Origin of the sequence: Serratia marcescens (genome assembly GCF_029846115.1) — a bacterium.
In the GTDB taxonomy this organism is placed as follows: Bacteria; Pseudomonadota; Gammaproteobacteria; order Enterobacterales; family Enterobacteriaceae; genus Serratia; species Serratia marcescens_L.
Genome location: NZ_JARVZZ010000001.1, coordinates 1,953,879 through 1,968,668, shown reverse-complemented (window position 1 = coordinate 1,968,668; position 14,790 = coordinate 1,953,879). Strand labels below are relative to the sequence as shown.

The following is a 14,790-nucleotide window of genomic DNA, read 5'->3' as shown; positions in this document are numbered from 1 at the left end:
ATGAAAACGGCGTTAATGCGCCATCACCTTCACCACCGAGAGGGAAAGCCCTTGCTGAAACGGTTACGTCATCGGCTGTTTACCCTGATGGCCACCCTGCTGTTTATCGGCTGCCTGCACAGCGCTTCGCTGGAGGAAAGCCGCATGCCCCGCAATCTGCAACCTTCGCTGAGCGCGCTCAGCAGCAATATGCAGGACATTCGCGAAGTGTTGGCGCGCTGCGCCGGCGAGGAAGAGGAGGAACGCCTTAACGGCGGCGACGTGCGCATCGAAGCGCGCGCCGCCGGGGAGGATGAAGTGGAAGACAAACGCTTGGCATAGTAGGTTAAAAAACGCCCCATCTTGTTGCGTCACACGCAACACCTGGCTATGATGCGTATAGCGCAACACTCATGGAGCCGTCAGGATGATAAGAAGCTTCAAGCATAAGGGACTCAAAAAGTTTTTCGAAACCGGTTCAACGGCGGGTATCGACGCCAAGCAGGCGAAGAAAATCGCGCTGCGGCTGAGCGTACTGGATCTGGCGAAAGTGATTGATGACGTAGATCTGCCCGGCTTCTTCTTGCACCCGCTAACGGGCGCTCGCAGCGGGCAATGGTCCGTCACCGTAACCGGCAACTGGCGTATCACGTTTGAACTGGTCGAGGGTGATGTTTATATCGTGAATTATGAGGACTATCACTAATGAACCGCATGCATAATCCCCCTCATCCTGGCGAGTTGATCAAAGAAACCATGGAAACGCTGAATCTCAGCGCGCGCGCGCTGGCTAAAGCGCTGGACGTCGCGCCCTCCACGGTTCAACGCCTGATCAGCGGAAAGTCCGATATCTCGCCGGAAATGGCCATCCGCCTGTCTATCGTGATAGGCAGTTCCGAACAGGTTTGGATGGGTATGCAGGATGCTTACGATCTGTGGCAGGCCAGGCAGTCCATCGACGTTTCGAAACTGCGCAAGCTGGACTTCGCTTGACGCCTGCCCCTAAAAAAACACCGGCCTTAGCCGGTGTTTTTCCATTTAGTCTTGCTGCGCCGCCAGCGGCGCGCGTTTTTTCTGATGGTTGACCTTGAACCAGTATCCCGCCAGCAGCAATACCACCCAAACCAGGCCGGCGTACAGCGAGACGCGCGTGGTCGGGAAGTAGCCGATCAGGCCGATGATGAACACCAGGAACACGATTGCCACCACCGAGGTGAACACTCCGCCGCGCAGCGGGAACGCCAGCTGCTTCACCTGCTCTTTGCTCAGGCTGCGGCGGAAGGCGATTTGGGAGAACAGGATCATGATCCACACCCACACGGTGGCGAAGGTCGCCAGGGACGCGATCACCAGGAACACGCTCTCCGGCATGATGTAGTTGAGGTATACCGCCAGCAGCAGCGCCAGCATCATCACCACCACCGTCACCCAGGGAATGCCGCGCTTCGATACCTTGCTGAACATCTTCGGCGCATGGCCCTGCTCGGCCATACCGTGCAGCATGCGACCGACGCCGAACACGTCGCTGTTAATCGCCGACAGCGAAGCGGTGATCACCACGAAGTTGAGGATACCCGCCGCCACGGTGATGCCCATATGCTGGAAGGTCAGCACGAACGGACTGCCGTTGGTGCCCACCTGGTTCCACGGGTAGATAGACATAATGACGAACAGCGTGCCGACGTAGAACACCAGAATGCGCCAAGGCACCGAGTTGATGGCTTTAGGAATCGATTTTTTCGGATCTTTGGCTTCGCCGGCGGTGATGCCGATGATTTCAATGCCGCCGTAAGCGAACATCACCAGCTGCAGCGACAGGATCATACCGATAAAGCCGTTGCTGAAGAAGCCGCCGTTCGACCACAGGTTATGAATGCCGGTCGGTTGCCCGCCGTTGCCGATGCCCCAGATGATGATGCCGATGCCGGCCGCGATCATGATGATGATGGTGGCGACCTTGAAGAACGAGAACCAGAACTCCAACTCGCCGAATACCTTGACGCTCATCAGGTTGATGGCACCGATGATCAGCACCACGCTCAGCACCCAGATCCAGTGCGGCACTTCCGGGAACCAGACCCCCATATAGATGCCGAAGGCGGTCACGTCGGCGATGGCGACGATCAGGATTTCAAAGCAGTAAGTCCAACCGGTGATGTAACCCGCCATCGGGCCGAGGTAGTCCTGCGCGTAGCGGGAAAACGAACTGGCCTGCGGGTTGTTGACCGACATCTCCCCCAGTGCGCGCATGATGATAAAGGCCACGATACCGCCGATCAGGTAAGCCAGCAGCACGCTCGGACCGGCCATTTTGATGGCGTCCGCCGAGCCGTAGAACAACCCGGTGCCGATGGCCGATCCCAGCGCCATAAAGCGGATATGACGCGTACTGAGGCCGCGTTTCAGCTTATTGTCGGGGGCCGTGGTGGGTGACTGTTGTTGCATGAAGATGACCCATAGTTTTAAACGTAAAAAAGCCACGGACATGTCCGTGGCCCTGGATTAAGCCGGGGGATTATCAGTGCGCGGTCACTTGGGAACGCGTGCACACCCGATCATAAATCGCGACCAGCACCAGCATCAGCAGCGAAGGCGGCAACCATGCCAACCCCTGCTCCGCCAGCGGCAGGTGAGTGGTCCAGGCCGGCAGCAGCTGCTGGAAACTGGAGGCTTTCACCGCGTCAAGGATACCAAACAACAGGCTGACAAGCATCACCGGCGCGATGATACGCGGCGCGCTGTGCCACCAACGCAGGGTGAAGCTCAGCACCACCAGCACGATGCACGGCGGGTAAATCGCGGTCAGCACCGGAATGGAGATCTGGATCAGGTGGCTCAGGCCGAGGTTGGACACCACCATCGAGAACAGGCCCAGGATAAATACCAGCGTCTTGTACGAGAACGGCAGATATTGCGCAAAGAACTCGGCGCAGGCGCAGGTCAGGCCGACTGCGGTCACCATACAGGCGATGAAGATCAGCGCCGCCAGGAAGAAGCTGCCCAGGCCGCCGAAGGTGTTCTGAACGTAAGCGTGCAGGATCACCGCACCGTTGGTGGCGTCAGGCACCAGCGCGCCGCTGCCGGAGCCCAGCTTGAACAGGCTCAGGTAAACCAGCGTCAGGCCCACGCCGGCGATCAAACCGGCCAAGATGGTGTAACGGGTCAACAGACCGGCGTCTTTCACGCCGCGCGAGCGCGCCGCATTGACGATAACGATGCCGAATACCAGCGCACCCAGCGTATCCATGGTCAGATAGCCGTTAACGAAGCCGGAGGAGAAAGGCACGCTCTGGTAAGCCGCCGTCGCCGGGATCGGCGCGCCGGCAGGCCACAGCAGCGCGGCGATGCCCAATACGGCCAGCGCCACAATCTTCAGCGGTGCCAGCACGTGGCCGACGGTGTCGAGCAGGCGGCCCGGATACAGGGAGATGCCGATCACCAGCGCGAAGTACACCAGGCTGTAGATGAACAGCGGCATGGCACCGTCGCCGGTCAGCGGGGCGATACCCACTTCAAAGGACACGGTGGCGGTGCGCGGCGTGGCGAACAGCGGGCCGACGGCCAGGTAGCAGACGGTCGCCAGCAGCAGGCCGGCGCCGCGGCCGATCGGTGAGCTGAGGGCGTCGATGCCGCCGCCGACGCGCGCCAGCGCGATGACGGTAATGACCGGCAGACCGACCGCGGTGATCAGAAAGCCCAGCGCCGCGGTCCAGACGTGTTCACCGGACTGCAAGCCGACCATCGGCGGGAAGATGATGTTCCCGGCCCCAACGAATAAGGCAAAGGTCATGAAGCCCAGTGCCAGGATATCTTTTGACGTTAAACGATGACTCATACGATGTCGTGTTGCCTGTTCAAATGAAAAAATATGGTCCGATAGCGTGGTGGCGTGACGCCCCACCCGGTTGCCGGCATGCCCGATCGTTGCAGCACCAAATAAGCACCCTAAACGCAGTCGATCCGGCGTTTATGTCCCTATTCGAAAGTGGCCACTCATGAAGATGGGCAAAATTTTAGGAGTTATAAAAATGGAGGTTTAATCCGACAACGAGGGCTAAGGTAAACGTTTATAGCGCTTCAAGGCAAGACGCACGGCGAAAAGCAGAGCTATCGACCATATAAACTTTAGCCACCAGTCGATCATATTGGCTATCAATAAATATACACTACATGATTTGTATCATTTTTGAACAACAGATTCACGAAACGTGAAGCATATACCACTTTACCGCGCGAAAACGCCAATAAATGCCCGATTTTCGCGTGGCATAAGCTCCGTTCAGCCGTTAAAAAAGGCGAAAATTACGCCACATTTTGTCGCTTATTGCACCGTGGCCGACGCGAGCGGCTGCAAGCCGAGCGCCTGGCGGGTCTTCTGCAGGGCGGCCGGCGGCAGCGGCAGATAGCCGTCGTGATTGACCAGGTTCTGCCCTGCGGCCGACAGCACGCGGTCGAGGAACGCGGCGGTCAGCGGCTCGAGCGGTTGATTGGGGGCTTTGTTGATATAGATATAGAGATAGCGCGACAGCGGGTAGCGATCGTTGCGCACGTTGGCGGCGGTAGGCGCGACATAGTCCTCACCCGACTCTGCCAACGGCAGTAGCCGCACGCCGCTGGCGCGAAAGCCGATGCTGGCATAGCCGATGCCGTTGAGCGAACCGGCCACCGCCTGCACCACCGAGGCCGAACCGGGCAGCTCATTGACGCGCGGCATAAAATCGCCGCCGCACAGCGCGCGCAGTTTGAAATACCCGTAGGTGCCGGAAGCCGAATTGCGGCCGAAGCGCTGCAGCGAGCGCGTCGCCCAGTCGCCGCTGAGCCCCAGCTCGCCCCAACGCGTCAGCGGTTTGCTTTCTCCGCAGCGCCGGGTGGCGGAGAAAATGCGATCGAGCTGCTGCAGATTAAGGCCGCGCAGCGGATTGTCCTGATGCACCAACACCACCAGCGCATCCACCGCCACCGGCACCGCCAGCGGCGCATAGCCGTAACGGTGTTCGAACGCCGAGACCTCGGCCGCCTTCATCGGCCGGCTCATCGGGCCCAACTGCGCGGCGCCCGCCGCCAAGGCGGTCGGCGCGGTCGACGAGCCGGCGGCCTGGATCTGCAGGTTAACGTTGGGGTAATGCCGGCTGAAATCCTGCGCCCACAGCGCCATCAGATTCGCCAAGGTGTCGGAACCGACGCTGGACAGGTTGCCCGCCAGCATGCCGTCGGGCTGCGCCAGCGCGCCGCGTCCGGCCAGCAGCGCCAGGCAAAGCAACAGCCCTCGGGTTATTCGGGTCATACCGGTGTCTCGCGTTAATTTTTCACCGCATTCTCTGATAAAGCGGCGGGAACAATCAACCGGTTGGGTAAGGTAAAGATAAAGCGGGTGCCGATCCCCGGCTCGCTGAGGATCTCCAGCCGCGCGTCGTGATGGCTGAGCGCGTGTTTGACGATCGCCAGCCCCAACCCGCTGCCGCCGGTTTGGCGCGAACGGGCCTTATCGACGCGGTAAAAACGCTCGGTCAGGCGCGGCAGGTGTTCGGCGGCGATGCCCGGCCCGTTGTCGCTGACCTGGAACTGCGCACCATGCGCCGTCTGCTGCCAACTCACTTCGATGTGGGTGCCCTTCGGCGTGTGATTGACCGCGTTGTACACCAGGTTAGACACCGCGCTGCGCAACTGATCTTCATTGCCGAACACGTTGAGCTGTTCGTTCACCCGGAAGCTGATCTCGTGATTGCCACCGCTCAACGATTGCGCCTCGCGCTGCAACACTCGCAGCATCAGCGGGATATCCACCCGCTCGTTCATGTCGACATTGGGCGCCGCCTCGATGCGCGACAGCGTCAGCAGTTGCTTGACCAGCCCGTCCATCCGACGGGTCTGTTCTTGCATGGTGCCGAGCGCCTTGCTGCGCAGCGAGCCGTCCTGCTCTTCGTCGCCCATCATCTCCAGGTAACCCTGCAACACCGTCAGCGGCGTGCGCAGTTCATGGCTGACGTTGGCGAAGAAGTTGCGCCGCGCGCCCTCCAGCTGGCGCATCTGGGTGACGTCGCGCGCCACCATCAGCAGTTGCCCTTCGGAATAAGGCATCACGCGGAATTCGACGTAGTGTTCGTTGTTCAGCTGCAGCGTCAGCGGGCGCGAGAACTCCTGCTGTTGCAGGTAGTGGCTGAATTCCGGATAACGCAGCAGGTTGAGGATGTGCTGGCCGTTGTCTTCCGGCCAGCGAAAGCCGAGTAGATGCTGCGCCAGCCCATTACACCAGAAGATGTTGCCTTCGACGGTGGTCATCACCACCGCATCAGGCAGCGATTCGGCCCCGCTGCGAAAGCGCTTGATCAGCAGCGCCAGCTCGCGCCGGCGGCGGCGATTGCGCTGCTGCATCTGATACAGGCCATAGAACAGCGGCTCCCAGCTCCAGCGGCCGGGCGGCGGCGTCATGCTGCGGTCAATCCACAGCCAATGGGAGAGTTTGAGCTGGTTGTAGAAATTCCACACCAGCGCAGCCAGCGCGGAGGCCAGCAGGAACCAGGGCAGATAACCGAAAATCAGCCCCAGCAGCAAGGCGGGCAGGCAAAAAAGAGCCAGCTCCAGAGCCAGCCTCTTCCACGACAGACGTTCTAACACGGCATATTCTCCAGCGCAGCGCGATCAGTAGCGCGTTGAGAACCGGTAGCCGGTGCCCCGAACGGTTTGAACCATTTTATCATGTCCACTGGTTTCTAACGCCTTGCGGAGCCGACGGATATGCACGTCAACGGTACGGTCTTCCACATAAACGTTAGTGCCCCAGACGTGATTAAGCAACTGCTCACGGCTATAAACCCGCTCCGGGTGGGTCATAAAGAAGTGCAGCAGCTTGAACTCGGTCGGCCCCATGTCCAGCGCCTGATCGTTAGCCATCACGCGGTGGGAGGACGGATCCAGACTCAGCCCTTGCATTTCAATCACTTCTTCCACCGCCATCGGTGAAATGCGGCGCATGACCGCCTTGATGCGCGCCACCAGCTCCTTGGGCGAGAACGGCTTGGTGATGTAATCATCCGCCCCCACTTCCAGGCCGCGCACCCGGTCTTCCTCTTCGCCGCGCGCGGTCAGCATCATGACCGGAATATCGCGGGTCAGCGCTTCGCGCTTCATATGTTTGATAAACTGAATGCCGGAACCGCCGGGCAACATCCAGTCGAGCAACACCAAATCAGGGAACGGCTCAGACAGGCGCGTCACGGCGCTGTCATAATCCTCGGCTTCCAACGGTTGGTAACCATTCTGTTCCAACACAAAGCACACCATCTCACGGATCGGCGCTTCGTCTTCCACCACCAGTATGCGTCTTGCCATCGTCAATCCTGCCAATGTGTTAGCGACTTTGCGGGCGCCATTATGCGTCAGTTTTGTGACACTTTTATGAAAAAAAGCGGCTGTTATAGGCAGTAAGCATAGCGATTATTTCCCGGCGCAAAGAAAAATCATTCCGTGGTCATCGCCATTGCGCCGGGACAGCCGCCGCCGCGGCCTTTATAATCATCGCCATTACCTTTGCATCCGGGAGTGTCATGCGCCTGATCCACACCTCTGACTGGCATCTTGGCCAGTACTTTTTCACCAAAAGCCGTGCCGCCGAACATCAGGCTTTTCTGAACTGGCTGATCGAACAGATCGAGCAGCAGCAGGTGGATGCGCTGATCGTCGCCGGGGATCTGTTCGATACCGGCTCGCCGCCCAGCTACGCCCGCGAGCTGTACAACCGCTTCGTGGTGGAACTGCAGCGCACCGGCTGCCAGCTGGTGGTGTTGGGCGGCAACCACGACTCGGTAGCGACGCTGAACGAATCGCGGGAACTGCTCTCTTGCCTGAACACCACGGTGATCGCGAGTGCGCAGGGCTCCCTTGAGCAGCAGATCGTGGTGCTGAATCGACGCGACGGCCAGCCGGGCGCGGTGCTGTGCGCCATTCCTTTTCTGCGGCCGCGCGATCTGCTCACTAGCCGCGCCGGCGAATCCGGCGCGCAGAAACAGCAGGCGCTGCAGGAAGCCATCGCCGAACATTACCAAGCGCTGTATCAGGCGGCCTGCGAACGCCGCGATCGGCTGGGCCTGCCGCTGCCGATCGTCGCCACCGGCCACCTGACCACCGTCGGCGTCACCACCTCCGACTCGGTGCGCGACATCTATATCGGCACCCTGGACGCCTTCCCGGCGCAGGCCTTCCCCCCTGCCGATTACATCGCGCTGGGCCACATTCACCGCGCGCAGAACGTCGCCAAGTCGGAACATATTCGCTATAGCGGCTCACCGATTCCGCTCAGCTTCGATGAACTGGGCAAAGCCAAAAGCGTCTTCCTGGTCGATTTCGCCGACGGCGCCCTGCAGCAGGTAGAGGCGTTAACGATCCCGCAGTTCCAGCCCATGCAACTGATCAAAGGCGATCTGGCCGAGATCGAACGGCAGCTGCAGCAATTTGCCGACTATGCCGGCGAGCTGCCGGTTTGGCTGGATATCGAAGTGGCGACGCAGGACTACCTCAGCGATATCCAGCGCCGCATCCAGCTGATGGCGGATGAGCTGCCGGTGGAAGTGGTGCTGCTGCGGCGCAGCAAAGAGCAACGCCGCCAGGCGATCGCGCAGCAGGACAAGGAAACGCTGAACGAGCTGAGCGTCAACGAGGTGTTCGAACGGCGCCTGGCGCAAGAGGCCGACATGCCCGAAGCGCGCCAACGGCGGATGCATCAACTGTTCCGCCAGGTAGTCGATGCGGTGCAGCACAATCTTGAGGAGCCCTACCCATGAAGATCCTCAGCCTGCGGTTAAAAAACCTCAACTCGCTGCAGGGCGAGTGGAAAATTGACTTCACCGCCGAGCCGTTCGCCAGCAACGGCCTGTTCGCCATTACCGGCCCGACCGGCGCGGGCAAAACCACCCTGCTGGACGCCATCTGCCTGGCGCTGTACCACCAGACGCCGCGTCTCAACGTCACGCCGAGCCAGAATGAACTGATGACCCGCCACACCGCCGAATCGCTGGCGGAGGTCGAATTTGAGGTTAAGGGCATCGGCTATCGCGCCTTCTGGAGCCAGCGTCGCGCCAAAAACGCGCCGGACGGCAATCTGCAGGCGCCGAAGGTCGAACTGGCGCGCCGCGAGGACGGTAAGATCCTGGCGGATAAGGTGCGCGATAAGCTGGAGATCACCGCCGCCATCACCGGGCTGGACTTCGGCCGCTTCACCAAATCGATGATGCTGTCTCAGGGGCAGTTCGCCGCGTTCCTCAACGCCGACGCCAACGATCGCGCCGAGCTGTTGGAAGAACTGACCGGCACCGAAATCTACGGGCGGCTGTCCGAACAGGTGTTCGAATCCCACAAGCAGGCCAAAACTGACCTGGATGCGTTGCACCAGCGCGCCAGCGGCATCGAGCTGCTGAACGATGAACAGCGCTACTCCCTGACTGAACGGCTAGCGGCGCTGAGCGCGCAGGAAAGCGCTCTCGGCAAGCAAACTCAGCAACAGCAACAGGCGCTGAGCTGGCTGCAGCAATGGCAGCGCCTCCAGCAACAGCAAAACGAGGGGCAACGGCGGCTGGAAACCGCCCAGCGCGAGCAGGCCGAGGCCGCCCCGCAGCTGCAGCGGCTGGCGCTCAGCGAACCGGCCGAGAAATTGCGGCCGCTGCGCAGCGAACGCGATCGCTGCCGCGCCGAGCTGCAGACGATACAACAGCAGGCTGCCCAGCTGACGCAGCAACAGGAGCAGCACTCGGCGCAGCTGGCGCCGCTGCAGCAGGCGGTGGAAAAGGCCCGTCTGGCGCAGCAAGCCCATGCCGAGCATATGCGTCAGCAGCAACAGCTGATCGATGACCAGGTCGCTCCGCTCGACCATCAGATCGCCCAACTGCAGTCGATGCAGGCCGAGCGGCGACAGGCCGGCGATGCCGCCGCGCAGCAGTGCGCCCAGCAGCAGACTGCACTGGAGCAGCTCACCGCCCAGCGCAGCCAGCTGACGGCGCAGGCCGCACAGCATCAACAGCAGTTGAACGCACTGACCGAAGCGCTGGCCGCTCAACAGCAACAACGACAGGCGTTGGAGGCGCAAACGCCGCTGGCCCCGCTGCGCCAGCGCCTGAGCGCTCTGGCGGATCTGCGCCCGACGCGCCAACAGTTATTTACGCTCGCTTCCCTTAACCGTCAGACCCGCGAGCGTCTGGCCCGGCAACAGGCGGAGCACGCCGAACGGCAAACGCAGCTCGCCGGGCTGCAACACCAGCTGGAGAACGCGCGTCAGCAATTCAAACAGCACAAGGCACAGCTGCAGGAAGTGGAGCGGATCCACGAGCTGGAAAAACGCATCGTCAGCCTGGAAGCGGAGCGCGCCCTGTTGCAGAGCGGCGCCCCCTGCCCGCTGTGCGGCTCCACCAGCCACCCGGCGGTGGAGCAATATCAGGCGGTGCAGCCTTCGGCGACGGAACAACGCTTGGTTGAGATGCGCACCCTCGCCGAGAAACTGCAAACCCAGGGCACCGAGCTGCGCACCCGCTGTGAAGGCCTGCAAGAGCAGCAGCAACGCCAGCAGCAGGCTATCGCGCAGGATGAGCAGCAGCTGGCTGCCCAACAGCAGCAGTGGCAGCAGCTCAGCGCGCCGCTGGCATTCGACTTTACCCTGGCGGAGGGCGAGCAACTCAGCGCCTGGCTGAGCGGCTGCGACGACGAAGAGCGACACGGGCAGCACACGCTGCAGCAGCACGAACAGGCGGCGCAGGCGGTGCAGCAGGCAAAAGACGCGCTCGCCGCCCTGCAAACGCAGCAGCAGCAGGCGCAGCAACAGCTGGCGCTGCTCGAAGAGCGCTTTACGCTGCTGCAAAAGACCCATGCCGACAGCCTGCAACAGCAGCAAGACCTGCAACAACGCTGGCAAGAAGGCGAGAAAACTCTTGCAGAACGGCGCGCGCAGCGGCTGGCGCTGTTCGGCGAACAGCGGATCGCCGAGGTGCGCGAACAGCTGCGCGCCAAACAAACCGCCTGTGAACAGGCCAGCTTGCAGGCCGCCGAGCAATGGCAAAAGGCGCAGGAACTGCGCGAGCGCCTGGCCGGCCAGCAGGCAGGGTTACAACAGCAGCACGCCCAAATGCAGGAACGGCTACAGCAGGCGCAGCAGCAATGGCAGCAGGCGCTGGCCGACAGCGAATTTACCGATGAAACCGCCTTCGCCGCCGCGCTGCTGGACGATGCCCTGCGCCGCGAATTGCAGCAGCGCAAAGAGCAGCTGCAACAGCGGCAGGTAGAGGCTGCGGCCCTGCTGGCTCAGGCGACGCAAACGCTGGAGCAGCATCGGCAGAACCACCCGGAAGGGGTGGATGAGGCCAACGCGGATCTCGACGCGCTCACCCAATCGCTGGCCGATCTGGCACAGCAGTTGAAGGCGCTGCAGCTGAGCCAGGGCGAACTGCGCAACCAGTTGGAAAGCGACGCCGCCCGCCGTCTCAATCAACAGGCGCTGTTCGAGCAAATCGCCCGCAGCCAGCAAGACTACGACGACTGGAGCTACCTCAACCAGCTGATCGGCTCGAAAGAAGGCGACAAGTTCCGCCGCTTCGCTCAGGGGCTGACGCTCGATCATCTGGTTTATCTGGCCAACCTTCAGCTCGGCCGGCTGCACGGGCGCTACCTGCTGCAGCGCAAAACCAGCGACGCGCTGGAGCTGCAGGTGGTGGACACCTGGCAGGCCGACGCGCTGCGCGATACCCGCACCCTGTCCGGCGGCGAGAGCTTCCTGGTCAGCCTGGCGCTGGCGCTGGCGTTGTCCGATCTGGTCAGCCACAAAACCAGCATCGATTCGCTGTTCCTCGACGAAGGCTTCGGCACGCTGGACGCAGAAACCCTCGATACCGCACTGGACGCGCTGGACAGCCTGAATGCCTCCGGTAAAACCATTGGCGTGATCAGCCACGTCGAGGCGATGAAAGAGCGTATTCCGGTGCAGATCAAAGTGAAAAAGGTCAACGGGCTCGGCGTCAGCCGGCTGGAGGCGCACTTCAGGCTGGAATGATCCCGCGGCGCGCGGCGCAGAAGTGTGACCGCGGCGGCACTCCGCGGTGAAAAGCGTTGAGCCGCGGCGAGCACGGGTTATTATGCAGGCATAACAGGATTGTTACTGTATCCCCTCCGCCGCTCAGGCCGCAGGACAGAAACATAAAATACAGGCAAAACCTGACGCCCGGGATCGCTTCCGGGCGTCAGGTTTTTTCGTTTTCAGGATGCTGAAACACCGGGAAAGACCATGAAAATCGCTAAAATACTCAATAATAACGTGGTGATTACGCTGGACGACCGTCAGGAAGAGACGGTGGTCATGGGAAAAGGAATCGGCTTTAAAAAGAAGCCCGGCGACACGCTGGACGAAAGTCTGATCGAAAAGGTGTTCACCCATAACGGCGGCGAAATCGCCGAGCGCTATAAAGAGCTGCTCTCCGAGATCCCGCTGGCCTGCGTCACCACCGCCGACAGGATTATTACCCTCGCCCGCGAACGGCTGCCGGGCAAGTTGCATAACATCGTCTACATCACGCTGACCGACCACATCCATTTCGCTCTGCAGCGCCACGCGGAAGGGCTGGATATCAAAAATGCGTTGCTGTGGGAGATTAAAAAGCTCTATCCAGCCGAGTTCGCCGTCGGCCTGGAGGCGCTGGCCCTGATCGCTCAGCGGCTGGATACCGCGTTGCCGGAAGACGAAGCCGGATTTATCGCCCTGCACCTGGTCAACGCCCAGCTTAACGACGAGATGCACAATACGCTGCACATCACCCGCGTGATGCAAGAGATCCTCAACCTGGTCAAATACCACTTCCGCTTTGATTACAACGAGGAAGCCCTGAGCTACCACCGTTTCGTCACCCATTTGAAATTCTTCGCCCAGCGCCTGCTGGGGAAAAACTACGTCGACAGCGACGACGACTCGCTGTATCAGGTAGTGAAAGAGAAATACCGTGAGTCATTCGCCTGCGCCGGCAAGATCAACCGCCACATCGAAAAGCACTATCAGCATCAGCTCACCACGGAAGAGATGATGTTCCTGACCATTCATATCGAACGGGTGCGCAGCGAAAGCGAGGAAAAACCGGCTTAACGGCGGGCGTCCGCCACCCGCACGCCGTACTGCGGAAACACCGCGTCGGCGGAGATCAGCGTCAGCCCCTCGGCCTGCGCCTGTGCGATCAGCATGCGATCGAAAGGATCCTGATGATAGGGCGGCAACTGCCCGGCCTGTTGGCAGTGAAAGGCGTCCATCGGCAGCGACAGAAAATCTTCGGCCTCGATGATCGCAAAGATATCTTCCGGCAGCGCCAGTTTACCCAGCGCCTGCTTGATCGAGATCTCCCAAATGCTGACCGCGCTAACGTACACCGCATTGCCCGGATCGGCGATCTGCCTTTTGGCGTTCGCGCCCAGGCAGGCGTCATCAATCAGCCACCACAGCAATGTGTGGGTATCCAGCAGCAAGCGCTTCATTCATCGCCCTCAAACAGCGCCGCAATGGCCGCATCCCCCGCGTTGAAATCCGCCGGCACGGTGAACTTGCCCTTGGCGGCGCCAGGGCGGCGCGCTTCGCCCTGGATGGCAACCAGCTGTACATACGGCTTCCCTGCTTTTGCAATAATCACGGTTTCTCCCTCCGCGGCTCTGTCCGCCAGCTGGCTCAGATTGGATTTGGCTTCGTGCATATTGGCCTGAATTGCCATACGCGTCCTCCTTAGCTAAGTTAGCTAAATCATAAAGCGCCGTCCAGTTTTTGTACAGGGAAGGGTTTAAAGCGCGAGCCTGCTCGCGCTTTGTTGCAACGCTTAGCGCTGCTGTTGCGGCCATAGCCAGGCCGCGCCACGTACGCCGCTGGAGTCGCCGTGGATCGCCTTGCGGATCGGCGTTTCACACTCGCCGCCGAACACCCAATCTTTCACCCTTTCAGGCACCGTGCGATACAGGCGATCCACATTGCTCATGCCGCCGCCGAGCACCACCACGTCCGGATCCAGAATGTTGATCACGTGCGCCAACGCTTTCGCCAGCCGCATTTCGTAGCGAACGATCGCCTGCTCCGCCAGCGCATCGCCCCGCTCGCTCAGCGCCATGATCTCGTGCCCTTGCAGCGCGTTGCCGCTCAGGCGCGCATAGTCGGTGGCGAAACCGGTGCCGGAAATAAAGGTTTCGATGCAGCCCGGCTTGCCGCAGTAGCACGGCACTTCGCGGGCGTAACGCAGCTCATCGTCATCCTGCCACGGCAGCGGATTGTGGCCCCATTCGCCGGCGATGCCGTTGCCGCCGGAATGCGCCTGGCCGTTCAGCGCCACGCCGGCGCCGCAGCCGGTGCCGATAATGACCGCAAACACGGTTTGCGCGCCGGCGCCTGCGCCGTCGGTAGCTTCCGACACCGCCAGGCAGTTGGCGTCGTTGGCGATACGCACCTCGCGCGCCAACAGCGCCGACAGATCCTTGTCCAACGGTTGGCCGTTGAGCCATACCGAGTTGGCGTTTTTCACCCGCCCGGTAAACGGCGACAGCGTGCCAGGAATGCCGATCCCGACCGATCCCTGTTCGCCGGTATGATCTTCCGCCAGTTTCACCAGCCCGGCGATCGCCGCCAGGGTTTGCCCGTAGTCATGACGCGGCGTGGCGATACGATGGCGAAACAACTCCCGCCCGTCGTCCGCCAACGCAATCACTTCAATTTTCGTCCCACCCAAGTCGATGCCAATGCGCACGTTTTTTCTCCTCGATGCAGCGCAGCGTTGCCACAGCCTAATGTAAGCGCGCGGATGAATCACCTGTTTCCCTCTC

At 61.1% G+C, this 14,790-nt stretch carries 14 protein-coding genes; 6 read left to right on the top strand and 8 right to left on the bottom strand.

From position 1 onward, the window contains the following. Positions 1-51 precede the first annotated feature (51 nt). The 3 genes from QDT79_RS09135 (at position 52) to QDT79_RS09125 (ending at position 972) form a co-directional block, all read left to right on the top strand. Positions 52-321: a hypothetical protein gene (locus QDT79_RS09135; protein WP_063990905.1), complete on the top strand. Its 270-nt coding sequence runs from the start codon at positions 52-54 to the stop codon at positions 319-321. 85 nt (positions 322-406) lie between these two features. Continuing rightward, positions 407-685 carry a type II toxin-antitoxin system RelE/ParE family toxin gene (locus QDT79_RS09130; RefSeq protein ID WP_019454217.1) on the top strand — a complete coding sequence of 93 codons (279 nt, stop codon included), beginning with the start codon at positions 407-409 and terminating at the stop codon, positions 683-685. Further along, complete coding sequence (locus QDT79_RS09125; RefSeq protein WP_025160069.1) at positions 685-972, top strand: HigA family addiction module antitoxin; 288 nt, start codon at positions 685-687, stop codon at positions 970-972. Before QDT79_RS09130 ends, QDT79_RS09125 begins: the two co-directional genes overlap by 1 nt. A 45-nt stretch (positions 973-1,017) precedes the next feature. On the opposite strand, the gene proY is transcribed toward QDT79_RS09125, so the two are convergent. The 5 genes from proY to phoB form a co-directional block, all read right to left on the bottom strand. After that, positions 1,018-2,424 (bottom strand): proline-specific permease ProY, encoded by a 1,407-nt coding sequence (proY, locus tag QDT79_RS09120; protein ID WP_063991170.1) that lies wholly within the window; start codon positions 2,422-2,424, stop codon positions 1,018-1,020. Between the two features lie 73 nt (positions 2,425-2,497). Beyond that, entirely contained in the window at positions 2,498-3,814 is a 1,317-nt protein-coding gene (brnQ, locus tag QDT79_RS09115; RefSeq protein ID WP_038873241.1) for a branched-chain amino acid transport system II carrier protein, read from the bottom strand. 486 nt (positions 3,815-4,300) lie between these two features. Continuing rightward, positions 4,301-5,263, bottom strand: a complete 963-nt coding sequence (locus QDT79_RS09110) for a PstS family phosphate ABC transporter substrate-binding protein (protein WP_107227177.1) — start codon at positions 5,261-5,263, stop codon at positions 4,301-4,303. Between the two features lie 14 nt (positions 5,264-5,277). Continuing rightward, complete coding sequence (gene phoR / locus QDT79_RS09105) at positions 5,278-6,594, bottom strand: phosphate regulon sensor histidine kinase PhoR (protein ID WP_038873234.1); 1,317 nt, start codon at positions 6,592-6,594, stop codon at positions 5,278-5,280. Between the two features lie 24 nt (positions 6,595-6,618). Then, positions 6,619-7,308, bottom strand: a complete 690-nt coding sequence (gene phoB / locus QDT79_RS09100; RefSeq protein WP_004940438.1) for a phosphate response regulator transcription factor PhoB — start codon at positions 7,306-7,308, stop codon at positions 6,619-6,621. Positions 7,309-7,523: 215 nt separating this feature from the next. Here phoB and sbcD point away from each other — a divergent pair, with 215 nt between their 5' ends. From sbcD to licT, 3 genes are all read left to right on the top strand, one after another. Continuing rightward, positions 7,524-8,756, top strand: coding sequence for an exonuclease subunit SbcD (gene sbcD / locus QDT79_RS09095; RefSeq protein ID WP_149559404.1), 1,233 nt, complete (start codon positions 7,524-7,526; stop codon positions 8,754-8,756). Beyond that, positions 8,753-12,004 (top strand): exonuclease subunit SbcC, encoded by a 3,252-nt coding sequence (gene sbcC / locus QDT79_RS09090; RefSeq protein WP_308316421.1) that lies wholly within the window; start codon positions 8,753-8,755, stop codon positions 12,002-12,004. The genes sbcD and sbcC overlap by 4 nt, the downstream gene beginning before the upstream one ends. Positions 12,005-12,235: 231 nt before the next feature. Then, positions 12,236-13,084 carry a BglG family transcription antiterminator LicT gene (licT, locus tag QDT79_RS09085; protein ID WP_049270780.1) on the top strand — a complete coding sequence of 283 codons (849 nt, stop codon included), beginning with the start codon at positions 12,236-12,238 and terminating at the stop codon, positions 13,082-13,084. Here licT and QDT79_RS09080 read toward each other — a convergent pair. The 3 genes from QDT79_RS09080 to mak all read right to left on the bottom strand — a co-directional run bounded on the left by QDT79_RS09080 (position 13,081) and on the right by mak (position 14,714). After that, on the bottom strand, positions 13,081-13,467 hold the full coding sequence (locus tag QDT79_RS09080) for a type II toxin-antitoxin system VapC family toxin (protein ID WP_308316420.1): 387 nt from the start codon (positions 13,465-13,467) through the stop codon (positions 13,081-13,083). The two genes, licT and QDT79_RS09080, sit on opposite strands and share 4 nt — an antisense overlap. Beyond that, positions 13,464-13,697 (bottom strand): type II toxin-antitoxin system Phd/YefM family antitoxin, encoded by a 234-nt coding sequence (locus tag QDT79_RS09075; protein ID WP_049199831.1) that lies wholly within the window; start codon positions 13,695-13,697, stop codon positions 13,464-13,466. The genes QDT79_RS09080 and QDT79_RS09075 overlap by 4 nt, the downstream gene beginning before the upstream one ends. 102 nt (positions 13,698-13,799) lie before the next feature. Then, complete coding sequence (gene mak / locus QDT79_RS09070; RefSeq protein ID WP_308316419.1) at positions 13,800-14,714, bottom strand: fructokinase; 915 nt, start codon at positions 14,712-14,714, stop codon at positions 13,800-13,802. Positions 14,715-14,790 lie beyond the last annotated feature (76 nt).

Excerpts from the sequence above, each read along its gene's own strand:
- brnQ (WP_038873241.1), bottom strand. The coding sequence starts at position 3,814 with ATGAGTCATCGTTTAACGTCAAAAGATATCCTGGCACTGGGCTTCATG.
- QDT79_RS09075 (WP_049199831.1), bottom strand. The coding sequence starts at position 13,697 with ATGGCAATTCAGGCCAATATGCACGAAGCCAAATCCAATCTGAGCCAG.
- QDT79_RS09110 (WP_107227177.1), bottom strand. The coding sequence starts at position 5,263 with ATGACCCGAATAACCCGAGGGCTGTTGCTTTGCCTGGCGCTGCTGGCC.
- licT (WP_049270780.1), top strand. The coding sequence starts at position 12,236 with ATGAAAATCGCTAAAATACTCAATAATAACGTGGTGATTACGCTGGAC.
- proY (WP_063991170.1), bottom strand. The coding sequence starts at position 2,424 with ATGCAACAACAGTCACCCACCACGGCCCCCGACAATAAGCTGAAACGC.
- QDT79_RS09130 (WP_019454217.1), top strand. The coding sequence starts at position 407 with ATGATAAGAAGCTTCAAGCATAAGGGACTCAAAAAGTTTTTCGAAACC.
- QDT79_RS09125 (WP_025160069.1), top strand. The coding sequence starts at position 685 with ATGAACCGCATGCATAATCCCCCTCATCCTGGCGAGTTGATCAAAGAA.
- QDT79_RS09080 (WP_308316420.1), bottom strand. The coding sequence starts at position 13,467 with ATGAAGCGCTTGCTGCTGGATACCCACACATTGCTGTGGTGGCTGATT.
- phoB (WP_004940438.1), bottom strand. The coding sequence starts at position 7,308 with ATGGCAAGACGCATACTGGTGGTGGAAGACGAAGCGCCGATCCGTGAG.
- sbcD (WP_149559404.1), top strand. The coding sequence starts at position 7,524 with ATGCGCCTGATCCACACCTCTGACTGGCATCTTGGCCAGTACTTTTTC.
- sbcC (WP_308316421.1), top strand. The coding sequence starts at position 8,753 with ATGAAGATCCTCAGCCTGCGGTTAAAAAACCTCAACTCGCTGCAGGGC.